This window comes from Dechloromonas hankyongensis, from assembly GCF_022012295.1.
Taxonomy (GTDB): domain Bacteria; phylum Pseudomonadota; class Gammaproteobacteria; order Burkholderiales; family Rhodocyclaceae; genus Azonexus; species Azonexus hankyongensis.
Window position 1 is genome coordinate 822209 of record NZ_JAKLTN010000002.1, and the last position, 18918, is coordinate 841126.

Genomic DNA, 18918 nt, shown 5'->3' on the forward strand with positions numbered 1-18918 from the left:
ACGTTGCAACATGAAAAAGAGGCTGGATTTTAACCCAGCCCGGCTTTTTCCTAAAGGAATAAGGCTTACAGATCGGCCAGCGAACGCAGGTGTACCCCGACGCTGCGGGCCAGCGAGGTCATCACATAACCGCCTTCCAGGATCGAGACGATACGCTTGTCGCACATTTCGGCGGCCAGCTTCTTCAGATGATCGGTCGCCCAGGCATAGTCCTTCTCGAGCAGCTTGAGGCCGCCCATGTCATCCTCGTAGTGGGCGTCGAAGCCGGCGGAAATGAGGATGATTTGCGGCTTGAATTCCTTGAGGCGCGGCGTCCATACCTGCAGCACGGCATCGCGGAATTCCTCGCCGCCGCTGCCGGCAGCCAGCGGCACGTTGCACATGTTGGCGGCCGGCTTGTCGGTTCCGCTGTACGGGTAGAAGGGATGCTGGAAGATGCTGCACATCAGCACACGTTCGTCACCGGCAAAGCAGTCCTCGGTACCGTTGCCGTGGTGCACATCGAAGTCGATGATGGCGACGCGCTCCAGGCCATGCGCCTTGATGGCATGCATGGCGGCAACTGCGATGTTGTTGAAGAAACAGAAGCCCATCGGGGTGGCCTTCTCGCAGTGGTGACCGGGCGGGCGTACCGAGCAGAAAGCGTTCTCGATTTCGCCTTTCATGACCAGATCGACGGCCAGGCAACCGGCACCGGCCGAACGCAGCGCCGCCTGCCAGGTATGCGGATTCATTGCGGTATCGGGATCGAGATGAACCACGCCCATTTCGGGCGCCGCCCGCTTGATGCGTTCGAGATGAGAAGCGGGATGGACGCGCAGCAATTGTTCGAAGGTCGCCAGTGGCGCGTCGTAATAGACGAAATAGGCGTCGATGCCTTGAGCAATGAGATGGTCGTTGATGGCGGTGAGACGTTGCGGGCATTCCGGATGGTGCGAACCCATATCGTGCAACTGGCAGTCGCGATGGGTGATGAAGGCAGTGGTCGTCACTTGTTCTCTCTCTACGAACCGGCGCTCGAAGCGGCGCACGTCGAAATGCCATTATCGTCCCAATTTATCGGGGGCTTCAAGCATTAGAATCTGTTAACACCGCAACGGCAGACATGGACGATGCTAAAAACCAAACCTTCGCTTCATTCCGGACCGCCCCGGCCATTCGAGCAGATTCTGCAACACGCCGGACAGATCATTTTCGGCAAGAGCACGGAAATCCGGTTGGCCCTGACCTGCCTGCTCGCCAACGGCCACTTGCTGATCGAAGACTTGCCCGGCATGGGCAAGACGACGCTGGCCCATGCGCTGGCTCGCCTGCTCGGCCTGCAGTTCTCGCGCATCCAGTTCACCAGCGATCTGCTGCCGGCCGACATAACCGGCGTTTCGATCTTCGAGCGCGACACGAGCGAATTCCGCTTCCTGCCCGGCCCTGTTTTCGCGCAGCTTGTGCTGGCCGACGAAATCAACCGCGCCACGCCCAAAACGCAAAGCGCCCTGCTTGAAGCCATGGAGGAAGGACAGGTCACGGCCGAAGGGCAGACCCGCCCGCTGCCGCATCCCTTCTTCGTCATCGCCACGCAGAATCCGGCGCACCAGATCGGTACCTTCCCGCTACCCGAATCGCAACTCGACCGTTTCTTAATGCGCATCGAACTGGGCTACCCGGACCGCATGGCCGAACGCGCCTTGCTGGCAACCGGCAGTCAACGCAACCCGGCCAACGAACTGCCGTGCCTGTTGTCACCGCAAGACCTGCCTGCCATCCAGCACGAAGTCGCCGCCGTGCACACTGCCGCCCCGCTCATCGATTATGTACAGGCGTTGCTCGAAGCCACCCGGCACGATCCGGCCTTCCAGCACGGGCTGTCGCCGCGCGCCGGCCTCGCCCTGCTCTCGGCGGCCCGCGCCTGGGCATGGCTCGACGGGCGCAACATGGTCGTTCCGGACGACGTGCAAGCCGTCCTGCCGGCCGTCGCCCGCCATCGCCTGCGTACCGCCCAGCAAGGCAGCAATGCGCAGATCGAGGACATCACCCGCCTGATCCGCAGCGTCGCCATCCCCTGAGCCGTGCGCCTCATTGCCCGTTTCAAGCAATACCTATTTCGCTGGCGCAGCGATGGAACGGCGCCGCTCCGCCTGGGCCAGCGCCGCATTTTCATCGTGCCCTCGCGCGGCGGGCTGCTCTTTGCGCTGGCCCTGGTCGTCATGCTGCTCGGCGCCATCAATTACAACCTGGCGCTCGGCCACGCCCTGGTCTTCCTGCTCGCAGGGCTCGGCATCGCCGGCATGATCCACACCTTCCGCAACCTGTTCGGCCTCGTCATCACGCCTGGACACTGCGAGCCGGTCTTTGCCGGGCAAACCGCCTTCTTTCCGCTCGCCCTCGACAACGACCGCCGCGCACCGCGCCTTGCGCTCGAACTGGCCGCCCAAGCCGGGCTCCCGGTCGAAACCGCCATCGACAGCCTGGATCAGACGCGAATCCGCGTACCGCTGCAGGCCGGCCAACGCGGCTGGCTGCCATTGCCACGCGTCCGCCTGTCGACCCGTTATCCGCTCGGCCTGTTCACCGCCTGGGCCTACCTGCAGCCCGAGATGCGCTGCCTGGTCTATCCGCAGCCGATAGCGGCCCCCTTGCCGGTGACCACGCCCGCTCACAACAACAGCATGCGACACGGTGAAGGTGGCCAGGAAGACTTTGCCGGCTTCCGCACCAGGCAACCCGCCGACTCCCTGCGCCACGTCGCCTGGAAGGCCAGTGCCCGAAATGGCGGAGAAGGCCCATTGCTGGTCAAGGAATTCGCCGGCGGGGCCGAGAGCGAATTGATCGTCGACTGGCAGTTGACCGACCCGGCGCTCCCGACCGACAGCCGCCTGGGCGTGCTGACCGGCTGGATCCTGGCCGCCGAGGCGGAGCGCACGCGCTACGGCCTGCGCCTGCCCGGCCTGGCCCTCCCCCCGGCCAGCGGTGACCTGCACCGCCGGCGCTGCCTCGAAGCACTTGCCCTGTTTCAGCCATGAGCACTCCTGCCCGCCAGGCCCTCGACCGGCACGCGACGCCCTGGCTATTTGTCTGCGCCCTGGCCACCACCGCACCGCACGTCGCGCATCAGGGGTACTGGCTGAGCGCCTTGGCCGGGCTGCTGATGCTGTGGGCGTTCCACCTGTGGCGGAAAGACGAACGCCTGCCCAGCCGCTGGATTCTGCTCCTGCTGGTGGTCGCTGCCTGTAGCGGCATCCTGATCGAATTCCGCACCCTATTCGGTCGGGACGCCGGGGTCGCCATGCTGGTTGTATTCATGGCGATGAAACTGCTCGAACTGAAATCGCGGCGCGACGCCATGGTCGTCGTCGTCCTCGGTTATTTCCTCCTCCTCACCCACTACCTCTATTCGCAAAGCATTCCGACCGGCCTCTGGCTGCTGTTCGCGCTGTGGCTGGTCACCGCCACCCTGGTTCGCCTGCATGGTGGGCCGGCAAGTACGACCAAGGCGACTTTGCGTTATGCCGCCGGCCTTTGCCTGCAGGCCATCCCTTTCATGCTGGTGCTCTATCTTCTGTTCCCCCGGATATCCGGCCCGCTGTGGGGCTTGCCCTCGGATGCCCACGCCGGCAAGACCGGCCTGTCGGACACCATGTCGCCCGGCAGCATTTCGAGCCTGGTGCAGAGCGCCGAAATCGCCTTCCGGGCACGGTTCGCCGAAGCGGCGCCACCCAAGCACAAGCTCTACTGGCGCGGCCCGGTCATGGAGGAGTTCGATGGCACGATCTGGCGCCCACCGATCAGCCGGAACACGGCGACCACCGTGGAAAGCCTGTCGTCCCCCGTCCGCTATGAACTGACCCTGGAGCCGCACAACCAACACTGGATACTGGCCCTGGACGCCCCCGTCCAGTTGCCGGAAGGCCTGACGCTGAACAGCACCCTGGCGACCGTGCAACGTCTGCCGGTCACCGAACGGCAGCGTTTCCAGCTGGCCGCCAGCCTCGACTACCGCTACAACGCCAGCGAAGATCCCCGCATCCTCCGCCGCAACCTGACGCTGCCACGCAACGCCAACCCCGAAGCGCACGCCCTCGCCCAACGCTGGCGGGACAGCGACAGCCGCCCGCGGGCCATTATCGGCAAGGCGCTGGCGCTGTTCGCTGCCGAATTCACCTACACCCTGCAACCGCCGCTACTCGGCGACAACGGCATCGACGAATTCCTGTTCAGGAGCAAGCGCGGTTTCTGCGAACACTACGCTGGCGCCTTCGTGTTCCTGATGCGGGCCGCCGGCATTCCCGCCCGCGTCGTCAGCGGCTATCAGGGCGGCGAATTCAACCCGCTCGACGCTTACCTCGTGGTCAGGCAATCCGACGCCCACGCCTGGGCCGAGGTCTGGCTCGACGGCCAGGGCTGGGTGCGCGTCGATCCGACCGCTGCCGTCTCGCCGGCCCGCATCGAAACCGGCATCGCCGACGCGCTACCCTTCGGTGAACCGCTACCCGCCCTCGTGCAATGGCGCGCTGACTGGCTGCGCACCCTGCGCTACCGCTGGGAGGCAGTCAATAACGCGTGGAACCAGCATATCCTCGGCTACGATCCGCAACGGCAGCGCGAGTTACTCTCTCGCCTTGGCCTCCCAGATACCGACTGGCGCAGCCTGGCGACGCTGCTCGGCATCGCGTGCAGCCTGCTCGTCGCGACCATGATGGCGTGGACGCTGTATCAACGACCACGTACCGACCCCGCCCTGCAACTTTGGCAAAAAGCGCTGCTCCAACTGGCGCGAAGACAGGTAGACTGCGCGCCCTGGGAAACGCCGACGGCATTGGCGCAGCGGGTGCGGGAACAATGCCCGGACCTCGCTGAATCCTTCCAGAACGTCGTCGACGCCTATCTGCAGGCGCGCTACGGCAAATCCAATAACGACCTGAGCTCCCTGCGCGAAGCCGTCGCGCAACTGAGATGATGAACGCGATCCCCAAGAACGCCCTTGCTGCACTCCTCCTTGCCTGCATCACCGGCCTCGGCCACGCGGCCACGCCGCCCGCCAGCTTTGCCGACGACCCGGCGGTAATCGACTTCGCCCGCGACCTGGAGCAGCGCCACGGTTTCAATGCCGACACCCTGCTCGGCCAGTTCGCCCAGACCCGGCCCAATGCCAAGGTTCTGCAACTGATCAAGCCGCCGACCTCGCCCCTGCAACGTTCATGGGAACGCTATCGGCCGCGCTTCCTGAACGACCGCCGCATCGACGGCGGCGTGCGCTTCTGGCAGGAAAACGAGGGAGCCCTGGTCAAGGCCAGCGCCCTGTATGGCGTGCCGCCGGAAATCATCGTCGCCATCATCGGCGTCGAAACGGAATATGGCCGCAATACCGGCGGCTTCCGCGTGCTCGAAGCGCTCGCCACGCTCGCCTTCAAATACCCGCAGCGCGCCGAATTTTTCCGCACCGAACTGGAGCAGTTCCTGCTCCTTTCCCGCGAGAACGGCCTCGACCCGCTCACCGTCAAGGGTTCCTTCGCCGGCGCCATCGGTATCCCGCAATTCATGCCGGGCAGCCAACGACGCTATGCCGTCGACTTCGATGGCGACCAGCGCGTCGATCTCGGCAACAGCGTCGACGACGCCATCGGCAGCGTCGGCCGTTTTCTCGAGCAGCACGGCTGGCAGGCCGGGCAAGCCATTGCCGTGCCGGCGGCAACTAACGGCGAGCTAGACCCGACGCTGCTCCAGACCGGCCTCCGCCCCAGCCTGAAGGTTGCCGACCTCGCCAGCAAAGGTGTGCGGGCCGACACCGACCCGCAAGGCACGGTGGCGCTGATCGATCTGGTATCGCCGGGCAAGGACACCGAATACTGGCTTGGTTTCGAGAACTTCTATGTAATTACCCGCTACAACCGCTCGAGCTTCTACGCGATGTCGGTTTTCCAGCTCGGCGAAGAAATCCGCAACCGGCTGTGTGTCCAGCTGCCGGCTACAACAGAGAGTCGCGGGAGATATTGCCGCGCTTGATGATCTTGCGCAGACGATCCAATCCTTCGATCTGGATCTGGCGGACCCGTTCGCGGGTCAGCCCGAGGTCGGTGGCAATGGCGTCCAGCGTTGCCACGTCCGCTCCGTTGAGGCCGTAGCGGCGTTCGATCACCGAGCGCTGGCGCTCCGACAGCTGCTCCAACCAGTCATCGACCAGCGAACCGATTTCGCTTTCCTGCAACAGGGATTCCGGGTCGGCCCCGCTGTCGTCGGCGATGACCTCGCCGATGGTGTGATTGGGATCGATTTCCAGCGGTGCATCGAGCGACGCGATGTGTTCGTTGAGCGACAGGATGCGCCGGACGTCGTCGACCGGCCGGTCGATCAGCGCGGCGATGCGCTCCACCGTCGAGTCGCGCTTGTCAGCCGATTCCAGGTGCCGCATGGCGCGCAGCACGACATTGATTTCCTTGACGATATGAACCGGCAGCCGGATGGTGCGCGACTGGTTCATGATGCCGCGCTCGATATTCTGGCGTATCCACCAGGTGGCATAGGTCGAAAACCGGAAGCCGCGCTCCGGATCGAACTTTTCCAGCGCATGAATCAGTCCGAGATTGCCTTCCTCAACCAGATCGAGCAAGGGAATGCCGCGGTTCAGGTAATGCTTGGCGATATTCACGACCAGCCGCAGATTGTGCTCGATCATGCGCTGGCGGGCGGCAAAATCGCCCTGGCGCACTAGGCGCGAGGTTGCCAGCTCCTCTTCCGGCGTCAGCAGCGGCTTGGCGCCGATTTCGGTCAGGTAAAGCTGGGTGACGTCCTCAAGCAACTCGAATTCCGGCGCCACGACCTCCGGTTCCGGCGGCAGCAGGGATTCATCGGGCTGCCCCTCGAAATCGTCCTCCATGCTGTCGCCGCTGGTGCTCATCGTTTCGGTAAATACCCGGAGGGATCGACCGGCTTGCCTTGCCGGCGAATTTCAAAGTGCAGCTTGACCGATTCGGCATCGGTATTACCCATTTCCGCGATCTTCTGACCACGGCTGACCTGCTGCCCTTCCTTGACCAGTATCTTGCGGTTGTGGGCATAAGCCGACAGGAAGGTGGTGTTGTGCTTGACGATCACCAGCTCGCCAAAGCCGCGCAGGCCGCTCCCGGCATAGACGACCTTGCCATCCCCGGCGGCCAGGACCGGGTCGCCCGCCTTGCCGGCGAAATCCAGCCCCTTGTTGCCGGAGTCGCTGTACGGCACGGTCACCTTGGCCGTACTCGGCCACATCCAGGCCACATCGTCCGGACCAGCAGCGACCGCCGGTGCAGCGGGCGGAGTCGGTGCCTCGGGCTTCGCTTCCGGCTTGGCTTCGACTGGCTTGACCGGCTCGGCCTGCTTATTCAGTCGGGCATAGGCTTCATCCGAATACGGCTCCTTGCCCACCCGCGGTTCGCGCTTCACGCTGCCGGAACTGGCGGGCGGCATACCTGCCGGCTGGTCGAGCGAACGCGTCTCGACACCGGAACCCGTCGCAATCGGCTTGCTAACCGCACCATCTACCGGCTCGGCCGCACCCGGCGGAATCACCCGCAAAACCTGCCCCTCCTTGATGGCCGACGGATTGGCGATATTGTTCCAGGCCGCGATATCGCGGTGATCCTGGCCGTTATCCAGGGCAATGCGATACAAGGTATCGCCGCGCTTGACGGTGTAATAGCCCGGGCCGACCGGCTGTGCTGCAGCGGTCGAACGCGGCGTAGCCGTACCTGCCCGATCCACGGTCGGCGCCGGTTGCTGGGAGAGACAGCCCGCCAGCAACGCAGCCGGGAAGAGTACAGCGACGAGACGAATCATTGTGTTCCTGACAGTAGCGGGACAAAGCGTACGGCGTCGAGCCGGGTTTCGACATATCCCTGCGCCGTATGTTCGATGAAACTAAGATACTGCTCTCCAGCCCCTACTGGCAAGACCAGACGGCCGCCGGGTGCCAGTTGCTGCAGCAAGGCCGGCGGCACCTGCGTACCGGCGGCGGCAACGATGATGCTGTCGAACGGTCCCGCCTCCGGCAATCCGAACTGCCCATCGGCATGTTTCAGTCGGACGTTGAATTGCTGCAAGGTCCGCATGTTGGCCTTGGCCTTTTCCAGCAGCGGCCCCAGACGTTCGACGGCATACACCTCGTTGGTCAGCTGCGCCAGAACGGCGGCCTGGTAGCCGCAGCCGGCACCGATTTCCAGCGTCTTGCCCAAGGTTTTCCGGCCATTGAGCAACAGTTCGATCATGCGGGCGACGACATACGGCTGCGAAATCGTCTGCCCCATGCCGAGCGGCAGGGCGGTGTCCTCGTAGGCCCGCGAAGCCAGAGCTTCCTCGACGAAGACATGACGCGGCACCGCCGCCATGGCTTTGAGGACCGCCTCGTTGCGTATGCCTTTTTCGCGCAGCCGTTCGATCATGCGCGCCCGGGTACGCTGCGAAGTCATGCCAATGCCGTGCAACACCGTGTGACTCACTCCATCCACTTGATAATGGCAGGCACCTGCGCCGAATGCGTCAGATCGATCTGCAGCGGCGTGATCGACACGCAGCCCCGCTCGACGGCATTGAAGTCCGTTCCCGGCCCGGCATCGGCTGCTGCGCCGGCTGCCCCGATCCAATAAAGCGTTTCGTTGCGTGGCGACACCGTCTTGACGACCGGCTCCGCCTTGTGGCGCCGCCCGAGACGCGTCACTTCGGTTCCCTGCAATTCGGAATAGGGAATATCGGGAACATTCACATTGAGTAAGACCGGGACTTTCATCGGTTGCCGAATAAAGCGCTCGACCAATTGCCGCGCCACCAATCCGGCCGACGCGAAATTCCTGCCTTCGAAACTGGTCAGCGAAATGGCAATCGACGGAATACCCAGCAAATACCCTTCGGTTGCAGCAGCCACGGTCCCGGAATAAATCGTATCGTCCCCCATGTTGGCACCATTATTTATTCCGGAAACGATAATATCCGGCAAGCTGCCCAGCATCCCGGTAACTGCCAAATGGACGCAATCGGTAGGCGTGCCGTTCACAAAATGAAACCCGTTCGCCGCCTTTTTCAAATGCAGCGGCCGGTCCAGGGTCAGCGAATTGCTGGCGCCACTGCGATTCTGTTCCGGAGCAACGACAACCAACTCGCCCAGGTCGCCCAAGGTATCGGCCAGAGCACTGAGCCCTGGCGCGAAATAACCGTCATCGTTACTCAGCAGAATACGCATAAATCAAACCAACAGGCTTTCCAGAGTTTTACCATCGCCCAACCACGCCTCGACCCATTTGGGTTTACGACCGCGACCGGTCCATTCCAGTTCGGCATTTTCGGGATGGCGATATTTGACTTTGACCTTGTTACCCGAAGGGACTTTTACCTTCGCTTCCTTGGCCAACAATTCCTCAATGGCATAACCGCGGGATTTGGCGAATGCGCGCAGTTCATTCAGGACATTAACTTTTTCCTGGGCTTCACGGCGTTTAATTTCGGCCGGAATCTGTTGCTGCAAATCGCGCAACTGGGAAACGTTCAAATTAGACAAATCCATGATTACCTCCTTAATTAAACTGTAGCGATAATTTAATTTGTCCCAATATATTTTTCAACGCTATAAATTAAAAAACCGGCCAAGGCCGGTTAATTAATTTGGTCGGGGCGGCGGGATTCGAACTCGCGACCCCTTGCACCCCATGCAAGTGCGCTACCAGGCTGCGCTACGCCCCGACACGAGCCCTGCATTATATCTGAAACTCAGCCGTTTTCACAGCTGCAACATATCAATAATGGATTTCAATTCACCGCGCAGGCCACCCGGCATCTTCGCAGCTTCCGGAACATCGACCGCAGCCACTTCGACCGCACCGCCTTCGTCCAGCCTGTTGCGGGCACCACTGATCGTAAAGCCCTGATTGTAAAGAAGCTCGCGAATCCGGCGCACCAGCAGCACTTCATGATGCTGGTAATAGCGACGGTTACCCCGCCGCTTGACCGGCTTCAGCTGGTTGAATTCCTGCTCCCAATAGCGCAGCACATGAGGTTTGACGCCGCACAACTCGCTGACCTCACCGATCGTGAAGTAGCGTTTGGCGGGGATCGGCGGCAATTCATCGCCGCCCGCAGTTTTATGCCGCGGTTCCATCGAAGGCTAATTCAACATCCGATTTGAGTTTCTGGCTGGCATGGAAGGTCACGACACGACGTGCCGTAATGGGGATTTCCTGGCCGGTCTTGGGGTTGCGCCCCGGGCGTTGCGGCTTGTCGCGCAATTGAAAATTGCCGAAACCGGACAGCTTGACGCCATCCCCGGTTTCCAGCGCATTACGGATTTCTTCGAAGAAAGCCTCAACCATGTCCTTGGCCTCCCGCTTGTTGAGGCCCACTTTTTCAAACAACAGGTCGGCGAGTTCGGCTTTTGTCAGCGTCATCGTTATTGTTCCGTCAGGCACGCAGTTGAGCACCGAATGCCTGTTCGAAACAGGACACCAGCTGCTGCATTGCAGCATCAACTTCCGAATCTTGCAAAGTGCGTTGAGTATCTTGCATAACTATACGGAAAGCAAGACTTTTTTTGTTTTCCGGGACCCCCTTGCCGACGTACACATCGAACAATTGGATGTCCTGAACAAGCCCAGAAATTTGACCTTTCAGTCCGTCGATCAGGGTCTGCAAGGAGACGTTTTGATCAACGACAATAGCGAGGTCGCGTACCACCTGCGGGAATTTGGAGACTTCGGCATAAGCCGGCACTCGGACCGATTTCATAGCCGAAAAGTCGAGTTCGAATAGCACCGGAGCCTGCGGCAGATCGTATTTCTGCACCCATTCCGGATGGAGCTCGCCAATGCACCCGATTTCCTGACCATCCAGAAGGATGCGAGCCGCGCGACCCGGATGCAGCGCCGGATGAGCCAGCTTTTCGAAACGCAGGGCAGCCGGCGCCAGAAGCGCTTCGAGATCGCCCTTAACGTCGTAAAAATCGACCTTGCGTGAACCTGCGCCCCAGCCTTCCGGCAGCGCACCACCGAAAGCCAGGCCCGCGAGTTTCCACGGTTGGTGGAAGCCGGTAGCCGGATGCGCCGCGGCATCACGATGGAAAGTACGTCCAACCTCGAACAAACGGACACGGCTCTGCTTGCGCTTCAGGTTGGTGACCAGGTTGGAAATCAGGCCACCAAACAGGTTGGAGCGCATGACGGCCATCTGACTGGCAATCGGATTGGCCAGGCGAATCAGGTCGGCCTCGTCGGTTCTCGCCGCGAAATCAGCCTCCCAGGCCTCTTCGACAAAAGCGTAGTTCACCACTTCCTGATAGCCGCGATCAGCCAGCATCTGGCGGACGCGGTAGGCCGGGCGCTGCGCCTCGGGCTGCACCATCATTTCCATGCGGCCGCGCGGTGCCGGCGACGGGATGTTGTCGTAGCCGTAGAGACGGGCAATTTCCTCGATCAGGTCTTCCTCGATTTCCATGTCGAAACGCCAGGACGGCGGCGTCACCAGGAAATCGTCGCCCTGCTGCACGAAGGAAAGGGCCAGTCCCTTGAACAGGCCGGCAATGCGCTCGGCGCCCAGCGCCAGGCCGAGGACCTTCTCGGCACGCGCCGTACGCAGGCGAACCGGCGTTCTGGCCGGCAATTCGGCCTTGGCTTCGACCACTGGACCAGCTTGGCCGCCGCAGATTTCGAGAATCAATTGCGTGGCGCGCTCGATGGCGGCACGCGTGCCGCCGAAATCGACACCGCGCTCGAAGCGGTGCGAGGCGTCCGAAGCGAAACCGTAGCGACGGGCGCGGCCGGCAATCGCCTTCGGGGCAAAGAAGGCTGACTCCAGGAAGAGTTCGGTCGTCTCGAGGGTGATGCCGCTCTCCTCGCCTCCCATGATCCCGGCCATGGCCAGGGGCTTGGCTTCATCGGCAATCATCAGCACATCGGCATCGACGGCGATGGTCTGCTCGTTGAGCAGCAGTAGCTTTTCTTCCGGCTTGGCCATGCGGGCATGCACGGCACCTTCCAGGCGTGTGTTGTCGAAAGCATGCAGCGGTTGGCCGAGTTCGAGCATCACGTAATTGGTGATATCGACCAGCGCGGAAATGGCACGGATGCCGCTGCGCTCCAGACGGCGCTTCATCCATTCGGGGGTCGGCGCCTTGGCGTCCACGTTCTTGACGATACGTCCGTAGTACAGCGGACAAGCGGCCTGAGCATCGAGCACGACGGCGCGCGTATCGGCAATGCTGGCCGGCACTGCAGCGACTTGCGGCAGCGACGTGGCTGCACCGGTAATGGCGCCGACTTCGCGGGCGATGCCCTGCAAGGACAGGCAGTCGGCACGGTTCGGCGTCAGCTTGATTTCGAAGACGTTGTCGTCGAGTTCCAGATACTGGCGGATGCTCTGCCCAACCGGCGCGTCAGCCGGCAGGATCAGCAGGCCGGACGCCTCTTCGGCGATGCCGAGTTCCTTGGCCGAGCACAGCATGCCCGAGGATTCAATGCCGCGCACCTTGGCGATCTTGATCGTGAAATCGCCGGGCAGTTGGGCGCCGGGCAGCGCGCACGGCACCTTGAGGCCGACGGCGACGTTAGGGGCACCGCAAACGATGGTCGTCGGCGTACCGCTGCCGGTATCGACCTGGCAGACATTCAGGCGGTCGGCGTCGGGATGCTTGACGACTTCCAGCACGTGCGCGACGACGACGCTGTCGAAGGCCGGGGCGACCGGATCGAGTTCCTCGACTTCGAGGCCGGCCATGGTCAGCAGATGGGAGAGTTCCTCGCTCGTCAGCTTGGGATCGACGAGGGTACGCAACCAGGATTCGGAGAATTTCATGGGCTTGTCTCGAAAAGTGGATCAGGCGAACTGGCGCAGGAAACGCAGATCGCCTTCGAAGAACAGGCGGAGGTCATTGACGCCATACCGCAGCATGGTCAGGCGGTCCGGACCGAAGCCGAAGGCGAAGCCGGTGTATTTTTCCGGATCGATGCCGGCAATGCGCAGCACGTTGGGATGCACCATGCCGCAGCCGGCGATCTCCAGCCAGCGGCCCTTCAGCGCGCCACTCATGAAGGCGACGTCGATTTCGGCCGACGGCTCGGTGAACGGGAAGAAGGACGGGCGGAAACGCACCGTCAGGTCGTCGGTCTCGAAGAAGCTCTTCAGGAAATCGGCGATGACGCCCTTCAAGTCGGCAAAGGAGACATTCTCGCCGACCCACAGGCCTTCGACCTGGTGGAACATCGGCGAATGGGTGGCATCGGAGTCGACGCGATAGACGCGGCCCGGCGCGATGATGCGAATCTCGGGCATCGTTTCCAGCTGACCGAACTTGGCGACGTGGGCCTGCATGTAGCGGGCCTGGATCGGGCTGGTGTGGGTACGCAGCAGCACCTTGTCGGCCAGCGTGCCGTCCGGGTTCTGCAGGTAGAAGGTGTCGTGCATCGAACGGGCCGGGTGATCCTCGGGCGTGTTCAAGGCGGTGAAATTGTGGAAATCCTCTTCGATTTCCGGGCCATCGGCGACTTCGAAGCCGATCGAGGCGAACAGCGATTCGATGCGCTCCAGTGTGCGCGTCACCGGATGCAGGCCGCCACGCGCTTCGGCGCGTCCGGGCAGCGTGACATCCAGCGCCTCTTCGGCCAGGCGCGCTTCCAGCGCAGCCTTGCGGATGGCTTCGCGGCGCTCGTTGAGCGCGGTCTCGACAGCGGTCTTGGCGATGTTGATCGCTGCGCCGGCGGTTTTCTTCTCCTCGGGCGGCAACTTGCCCAGGCCCTTCAGGAGTTCGGTAATCTGGCCGCTCTTGCCAAGGAAACGGGCCTTGACCTGCTCCAGCGCGTCCGGGTCGGAAATGGCAGCGAAAGCGGACTTGGCTTCGCTAACGATCTGATCGAGATTGTCCATGGACTGGTTCCAACAAAACTACCGACAACAATACGAATAAATAAAAAAGGAGGCTTGCGCCTCCTTTTTCTTCAAGAGCTTAAGCTCAGGCGCCGAGCTTGGCCTTGGCCTGGGCGGCCAGGGCGGCAAATGCCGGCTGATCGAAGACAGCCAGGTCGGCCAGGACCTTGCGGTCGACTTCGATGTTGGCCTTCTTCAGGCCGCTCATGAAGGTGCTGTACTTCATGCCCAGCTCGCGAGCGGCGGCATTGATACGAGCGATCCACAGGGAACGGAACTGACGCTTCCGTTGACGACGGTCACGGTACTGGTATTGACCAGCCTTCATCACCGCCTGTTTGGCGATACGGTATACGTTCTTGCGACGACCGCGGTAACCCTTGGCCTGATCGAGAACCTTCTTGTGACGGGCGCGAGCCGTTACACCACGTTTAACTCGGGACATGTGCTATCTCCTTACGCGTAGGGCATCATGGCGCGGACAGAAGCTGCGTCGCGCTCGTGAACAGCAGTAGCACCGCGCAGGTGACGCTTCACTTTGGTGGTCTTCTTGGTCAGGATGTGACGCTTGAAGGCTTGGCCGCGCTTGATGGAACCACCTGCGCGGATCGAGAAACGCTTTTTGGCGCTGCTCTTGGTCTTCATCTTGGGCATTTGAATGCTCCTTAATGTCATGCCGTCAGGTGGTTCCCGGCGGGAACGCTTGTACTACCCGAAAGCACTTGTTTTACCGCGGCGAACCGCGGGTACTGCCTTGTTACTTCTTCTTGGCCGGTCCGATGATCATGATCATCTGACGGCCTTCCATCTTCGGCATCTGCTCGACGGCACCAACGGCCTCGAGATCTGCCTTGATTCGTTCCAGCTGGCGCATACCGAATTCCTGGTGCGCCATTTCGCGGCCCCGGAAGCGCAGGGTCACCTTGACCTTGTCGCCTTCTTCCAGGAAGCGCGTCATGTTCCGAAGCTTGATCTGATAGTCGTTCTCGTCGGTACCCGGGCGCAGTTTGACTTCCTTGACCTGCACCTGCTTCTGCTTCAGCTTCGCTTCGTGAGCGCGCTTCTGCTCCTGGTACTTGAACTTGCCGTAATCCATGATGCGGCAGACAGGCGGCTTTGCCGTCGGCGCGATCTCGACCAGGTCAACCCCGGCTTCCTCTGCCATCTGCAACGCAGCGCGGATATTCACAATCCCTAGCTGCTCACCTTCAACACCCTGGAGACGAATCTCCGGCACCGTGATCTCATCGTTTAAACGATGGGCCTTGTTCTGAGCGATGGTAAAACCCCCGAAATATCAATAATTAAGCCGTGCCACTACGCGCCGCGACTTCTCCTTGGAGTCGCTCGATCAGTGCCTCGACAGTCATCTGTCCGAGATCCTGACCACCGCGTGTACGCACGGCCACTAGTCCGTCCGCCTTTTCCTTATCGCCTACAACAAGCTGATAAGGCAGCCGGTTCAAGCTATGTTCGCGAATTTTATAGGTAATTTTCTCGTTACGCAAATCCGCCTCGGCCCTGAAGCCAGCCTGATGCAGCTTTTGCGCAACATCGGCGGCGTAATCGGCCTGCTTTTCGGAGATATTCAGCACCACAGCCTGCACCGGTGCCAGCCACAGCGGCAAGGCTCCGGCGAAGTTTTCGATCAGGATGCCGATGAAGCGCTCGAGCGAACCCAGGATGGCACGGTGCAGCATGACCGGCACCTTGCGTTCGTCGTTGCCGGCGACGTACTCGGCGCCGAGGCGGCCCGGCATCGAGAAGTCGACCTGGATGGTGCCGCACTGCCAGGTCCGGCCGATGGCGTCCTTGATGTGGAATTCGATCTTCGGACCATAGAAGGCGCCCTCACCCGGCAACTCCGTCCATTCCAGACCGGAAGCGTGCAAGCCTTGACGCAGCGCACCCTCGGCCTTGTCCCAGACCTCGTCGGAACCGACGCGGCTATCTGGACGCAGCGCCAGCTTGACGGCGACATCGGTGAAGCCGAAATCGGCATAGACCTTCTTGACCAGCGCATTGAAGGCGGTCACTTCGGATTCGATCTGGTCTTCGGTACAGAAAATGTGTCCGTCGTCCTGGACGAAGCCGCGCACGCGCATCAGGCCGTGCAGCGCGCCGGTCGGCTCGTTGCGATGGCAGGAACCGAATTCGCCGTAGCGCAGCGGCAGTTCGCGGTAGGAACGCAGGTCAGAATTGAAGACCTGGACGTGGCCCGGGCAGTTCATCGGCTTCACCGCGTAGTCGCGGTTTTCCGAAGCCGTCGTGAACATGTTGTCCTTGTAGTGCTCCCAGTGACCCGACTTTTCCCACAGCGACTTGTCGAGAATCTGCGGGCAGCGCACTTCCTGATAGCCGTTGTTGCGATAGACGGCGCGCATGTATTGCTCGATTTCCTGCCACACCGCCCAGCCCTTGGGGTGCCAGAAAACCAGGCCCGGCGCCTCTTCCTGCATGTGGAACAGGTCGTATTGCTTGCCCAGGCGGCGATGGTCGCGCTTTTCGGCCTCTTCAAGCATGTGCAGATAGGCGTCGAGGTCTTCCTTCTTGGCCCAGGCGGTGCCGTAGATGCGCTGCAGCTGCTCGTTGCGATGGTCGCCGCGCCAGTAGGCGCCGGCCACCTTCATCAGCTTGAAGACCTTGAGCTTGGCCGTGGTCGGCACGTGCGGGCCGCGGCAGAGGTCGATGAAATCGCCTTCGCGATAGAGCGACACCTGCTGATCAGCCGGAATGGCTTCGATCAGCTCAGCCTTGTATTTCTCACCCAGCCCCAGGAAGAACTTGACCGCATCGTCGCGCGCCCAGACTTCGCGACTGACCGGGATATCTTTCTTGGCCAGTTCAGCCATGCGCTTTTCGATGGCGACCAGATCTTCCGGCGTAAACGGGCGCTTGTAGGCGAAGTCGTAATAGAAGCCGTTTTCGATGACCGGGCCGATGGTGACCTGGGCTTCCGGGAACAACTCCTTGACCGCGTAGGCCAACAGGTGGGCCGTCGAGTGACGGATCACCTCGAGACCGTCGGCATCGCGGTCGGTAATAATGGCCAGATCGACATTCTTGTCGATCAAATAAGAAGTATCGACCAGAACGCCATCGACCTTGCCGGCCAGCGCGGCGCGGGCCAGACCGGCGCCGATACTGGCGGCGACTTCGGCAACGGTCACTGCTTGCTCGTAGGAGCGGATGGAACCATCAGGCAGTTTGATATCGGGCATGGCGGATTCTCTGGAAAAAATCTGGACGAAAAAAAAGTGCGGGGCGAGCCGCACTTTTTTTGCTTACGAAGCTGACTCGATTACGGTTTCTGAACTTCGATGCAAGTTCGGAACAGCATTTTCAGCCTCATCAGGAATTTGGTAGGCGGTATTGGAATCGAACCAACGACCTCCACGATGTCAACGTGGCGCTCTAACCAACTGAGCTAACCGCCTGAAGAAGGCCGCATTATAGACCGTTCTTCGCCCTTGTCAACAGGCTTTCGCGATTTTTATTGAAGCGCAGTAAACTTCGTATCAAACATAGTGGAGAGAAAAATGAGCAACGCCTGGATCGTCCTCGGCATTTGCGTCATTGTCGTCCTGGGTGCCGCCCTGCCCCTGATTCGACAACGCGACCAAACGCCCCCGCCGCCGCCCAAGGAAACCCTGCGCAACTGGCGCAACGAGAAATAAGGAAGAAACGTGGAATCGCGCATCACCGAACTGGAAATAAAGATCAGCTACACCGAGGATCTGGTCGAGGAACTCAACCGCACGGTTTTCCGCCAGCAACAACAGATCGACCTGCTGGCCACGGAACTGCGCAACCTGCGCGACCAGATGCACAACGCGCAGCCACTGGAAGGACGCAGCCTGCGCGACGAAATCCCCCCGCACTACTGAGCATGGCAGCTCCGGTCACGATCATCTTCCACGCCGACTGCCTGGATGGCTTCGGTGCAGCCTATGCCGCCTGGCAACACTACGGGAACGCGGCCACCTACCGCCCGATGCATCATGGCGAGCGGTGGAACATGGCCGACATTGCCGGGCACGACGTATTCGTTCTCGACTTTTCGTTTCCGCCGGACACGCTGGAGCAGATGGCCGGGATCGCCAAATCGGTCACGCAGATCGATCACCACGCGTCAGCACTGAAGGATTGGGCTAGCCACCTGCAGGACGACGCCGCCGCCCGCCGCTTCGAACACCCGCAACTTCCCCTGCAGGTTCGCTTCGACCTCGACAAGTCCGGCGCCCGCCTGGCCTGGGAATATTTTCATCCGGACAAGCCGGTTCCGCTCACCCTCCGCCATATCGAAGACCAGGACATGTGGCGCTTCGCCCTGCCCGATACACGCGCCTTCTGCCGGGCACTACGGCTGATGCCCTTCGATTTCGAGACATGGCACCGACTGGTTGTCGAAACCGCTGACCCGTCATCGCCCCGCCACATCGAAACCGTCGTTCAGGGCACCGCCATCGAGACGTTCTTCCAGCGCGAAGTCGAGCGACTGGCACAAGGCAGCCTCCGCATGCCGGCCCGGCTACGCGGTGAGCCGGTCGATGCCCTGCAAGCGCTGCGCCACGGACAACCCATCGTCACGGCCGGCGATCTCGCCTGGCTCGCCCTGCCCGGCCTTGCAGTCAACGCCAACGCCCTGTTCGCCTCGGAGCTGGGCAATCTACTGGCCGAACAAAGCGGCAGCTTCGGCATAGTCTGGCAACTAGCCGCTGACGGCGAGGTCAAGGTTTCCCTGCGTTCGCAAGGCAAACACCTCGACGTCTCGGTCATCGCCGCACGCTACGGCGGTGGCGGCCATCCGAATGCCGCCGGCTTCCGCCTGCCGGCCGAGCAGTTTTTCAGCGAAGCGCTTAACATACCAACAGCATGAAATAATCTCTAGCCAGAAAAGCAAAAAGCCATCTTAAAAGATGGCTTTTTGCTTGAAACTATTAGCTCGCACCTCAAAAAGTTCTAAGAACTGAAAAGTTGAGCACTCCAACCTGCAGGGCACGCCCCGAGCGAATAAGCAGGGACTGGCAAACAATTTTCTGTATTGCTTAG

The 18918-nt window shown here is 61.4% G+C and carries 21 protein-coding genes and 2 tRNA genes; 7 read left to right on the forward strand and 16 right to left on the reverse strand.

Features of this window, described 5'->3' with window-relative positions; genetic code table 11:
- Nucleotides 1–65 precede the first annotated feature (65 nt).
- Complete coding sequence (locus LZ012_RS12475) at nucleotides 66–992, reverse strand: histone deacetylase family protein (RefSeq protein ID WP_275711142.1); 927 nt, start codon at nucleotides 990–992, stop codon at nucleotides 66–68.
- A gap of 120 nt (nucleotides 993–1112) precedes the next feature.
- Between LZ012_RS12475 and LZ012_RS12480 the strand changes: the two genes are divergently transcribed.
- The 4 genes from LZ012_RS12480 to mltB are packed head-to-tail and all read left to right on the forward strand — an operon-like array spanning nucleotide 1113 to nucleotide 5997.
- Nucleotides 1113–2060, forward strand: coding sequence for an AAA family ATPase (locus LZ012_RS12480; RefSeq protein ID WP_275711143.1), 948 nt, complete (start codon nucleotides 1113–1115; stop codon nucleotides 2058–2060).
- A gap of 3 nt (nucleotides 2061–2063) precedes the next feature.
- Nucleotides 2064–3017, forward strand: a complete 954-nt coding sequence (locus tag LZ012_RS12485; RefSeq protein ID WP_275711144.1) for a DUF58 domain-containing protein — start codon at nucleotides 2064–2066, stop codon at nucleotides 3015–3017.
- The gene (locus LZ012_RS12490; RefSeq protein WP_275711145.1) at nucleotides 3014–4951 is read left to right on the forward strand and encodes a transglutaminase TgpA family protein; all 1938 of its coding nucleotides are present in this window, start codon (nucleotides 3014–3016) and stop codon (nucleotides 4949–4951) included. The genes LZ012_RS12485 and LZ012_RS12490 overlap by 4 nt, the downstream gene beginning before the upstream one ends.
- Nucleotides 4948–5997, forward strand: a complete 1050-nt coding sequence (gene mltB / locus LZ012_RS12495; RefSeq protein ID WP_275711146.1) for a lytic murein transglycosylase B — start codon at nucleotides 4948–4950, stop codon at nucleotides 5995–5997. The genes LZ012_RS12490 and mltB overlap by 4 nt, the downstream gene beginning before the upstream one ends.
- Here mltB and rpoS read toward each other — a convergent pair.
- The 15 genes from rpoS to LZ012_RS12570 form a co-directional block, all read right to left on the reverse strand.
- Nucleotides 5960–6889 carry an RNA polymerase sigma factor RpoS gene (gene rpoS, locus LZ012_RS12500; RefSeq protein WP_275711147.1) on the reverse strand — a complete coding sequence of 310 codons (930 nt, stop codon included), beginning with the start codon at nucleotides 6887–6889 and terminating at the stop codon, nucleotides 5960–5962. The two genes, mltB and rpoS, sit on opposite strands and share 38 nt — an antisense overlap.
- Complete coding sequence (locus LZ012_RS12505; protein ID WP_275711148.1) at nucleotides 6886–7806, reverse strand: peptidoglycan DD-metalloendopeptidase family protein; 921 nt, start codon at nucleotides 7804–7806, stop codon at nucleotides 6886–6888. Before LZ012_RS12505 ends, rpoS begins: the two co-directional genes overlap by 4 nt.
- Nucleotides 7803–8435: a protein-L-isoaspartate(D-aspartate) O-methyltransferase gene (locus tag LZ012_RS12510; RefSeq protein WP_275711149.1), complete on the reverse strand. Its 633-nt coding sequence runs from the start codon at nucleotides 8433–8435 to the stop codon at nucleotides 7803–7805. Before LZ012_RS12510 ends, LZ012_RS12505 begins: the two co-directional genes overlap by 4 nt.
- Before the next feature lie 26 nt (nucleotides 8436–8461).
- Nucleotides 8462–9202 carry a 5'/3'-nucleotidase SurE gene (surE, locus tag LZ012_RS12515; protein ID WP_275711150.1) on the reverse strand — a complete coding sequence of 247 codons (741 nt, stop codon included), beginning with the start codon at nucleotides 9200–9202 and terminating at the stop codon, nucleotides 8462–8464.
- 3 nt (nucleotides 9203–9205) lie between these two features.
- The gene (locus LZ012_RS12520; RefSeq protein WP_275711151.1) at nucleotides 9206–9523 is read right to left on the reverse strand and encodes an H-NS histone family protein; all 318 of its coding nucleotides are present in this window, start codon (nucleotides 9521–9523) and stop codon (nucleotides 9206–9208) included.
- 99 nt (nucleotides 9524–9622) lie between these two features.
- Nucleotides 9623–9699: transfer RNA gene (locus tag LZ012_RS12525), tRNA-Pro, on the reverse strand.
- A 37-nt stretch (nucleotides 9700–9736) separates the two neighbouring features.
- Nucleotides 9737–10114, reverse strand: a complete 378-nt coding sequence (locus LZ012_RS12530) for a MerR family transcriptional regulator (protein ID WP_275711152.1) — start codon at nucleotides 10112–10114, stop codon at nucleotides 9737–9739.
- Nucleotides 10098–10406, reverse strand: a complete 309-nt coding sequence (locus tag LZ012_RS12535; protein ID WP_223879645.1) for an integration host factor subunit alpha — start codon at nucleotides 10404–10406, stop codon at nucleotides 10098–10100. The genes LZ012_RS12530 and LZ012_RS12535 overlap by 17 nt, the downstream gene beginning before the upstream one ends.
- Before the next feature lie 7 nt (nucleotides 10407–10413).
- The gene (gene pheT, locus LZ012_RS12540) at nucleotides 10414–12798 is read right to left on the reverse strand and encodes a phenylalanine--tRNA ligase subunit beta (protein ID WP_275711153.1); all 2385 of its coding nucleotides are present in this window, start codon (nucleotides 12796–12798) and stop codon (nucleotides 10414–10416) included.
- A gap of 21 nt (nucleotides 12799–12819) precedes the next feature.
- The gene (pheS, locus tag LZ012_RS12545) at nucleotides 12820–13866 is read right to left on the reverse strand and encodes a phenylalanine--tRNA ligase subunit alpha (protein ID WP_275711154.1); all 1047 of its coding nucleotides are present in this window, start codon (nucleotides 13864–13866) and stop codon (nucleotides 12820–12822) included.
- 85 nt (nucleotides 13867–13951) lie between these two features.
- Nucleotides 13952–14311, reverse strand: a complete 360-nt coding sequence (gene rplT, locus LZ012_RS12550; protein ID WP_275711155.1) for a 50S ribosomal protein L20 — start codon at nucleotides 14309–14311, stop codon at nucleotides 13952–13954.
- 11 nt (nucleotides 14312–14322) lie between these two features.
- A complete protein-coding gene (rpmI, locus tag LZ012_RS12555) occupies nucleotides 14323–14520 on the reverse strand; it encodes a 50S ribosomal protein L35 (RefSeq protein ID WP_011288403.1) in 198 nt (65 codons plus the stop codon).
- 103 nt (nucleotides 14521–14623) lie between these two features.
- Nucleotides 14624–15145, reverse strand: a complete 522-nt coding sequence (gene infC / locus LZ012_RS12560) for a translation initiation factor IF-3 (protein ID WP_275711768.1) — start codon at nucleotides 15143–15145, stop codon at nucleotides 14624–14626.
- Between the two features lie 25 nt (nucleotides 15146–15170).
- Entirely contained in the window at nucleotides 15171–17087 is a 1917-nt protein-coding gene (thrS, locus tag LZ012_RS12565) for a threonine--tRNA ligase (RefSeq protein WP_275711156.1), read from the reverse strand.
- 139 nt (nucleotides 17088–17226) lie between these two features.
- Nucleotides 17227–17303: transfer RNA gene (locus LZ012_RS12570), tRNA-Val, on the reverse strand.
- A gap of 102 nt (nucleotides 17304–17405) precedes the next feature.
- Here LZ012_RS12570 and LZ012_RS12575 point away from each other — a divergent pair.
- Genes LZ012_RS12575 through LZ012_RS12585 form a run of 3 tightly spaced genes read left to right on the forward strand, consistent with a single transcriptional unit; the run spans nucleotide 17406 to nucleotide 18745 of the window.
- Nucleotides 17406–17543: a hypothetical protein gene (locus LZ012_RS12575; RefSeq protein ID WP_275711157.1), complete on the forward strand. Its 138-nt coding sequence runs from the start codon at nucleotides 17406–17408 to the stop codon at nucleotides 17541–17543.
- Nucleotides 17544–17552: 9 nt separating this feature from the next.
- On the forward strand, nucleotides 17553–17753 hold the full coding sequence (locus tag LZ012_RS12580; RefSeq protein ID WP_275711158.1) for a SlyX family protein: 201 nt from the start codon (nucleotides 17553–17555) through the stop codon (nucleotides 17751–17753).
- 2 nt (nucleotides 17754–17755) lie between these two features.
- Nucleotides 17756–18745, forward strand: coding sequence for a DHH family phosphoesterase (locus LZ012_RS12585; protein WP_275711159.1), 990 nt, complete (start codon nucleotides 17756–17758; stop codon nucleotides 18743–18745).
- Nucleotides 18746–18918: the final 173 nt, after the last annotated feature.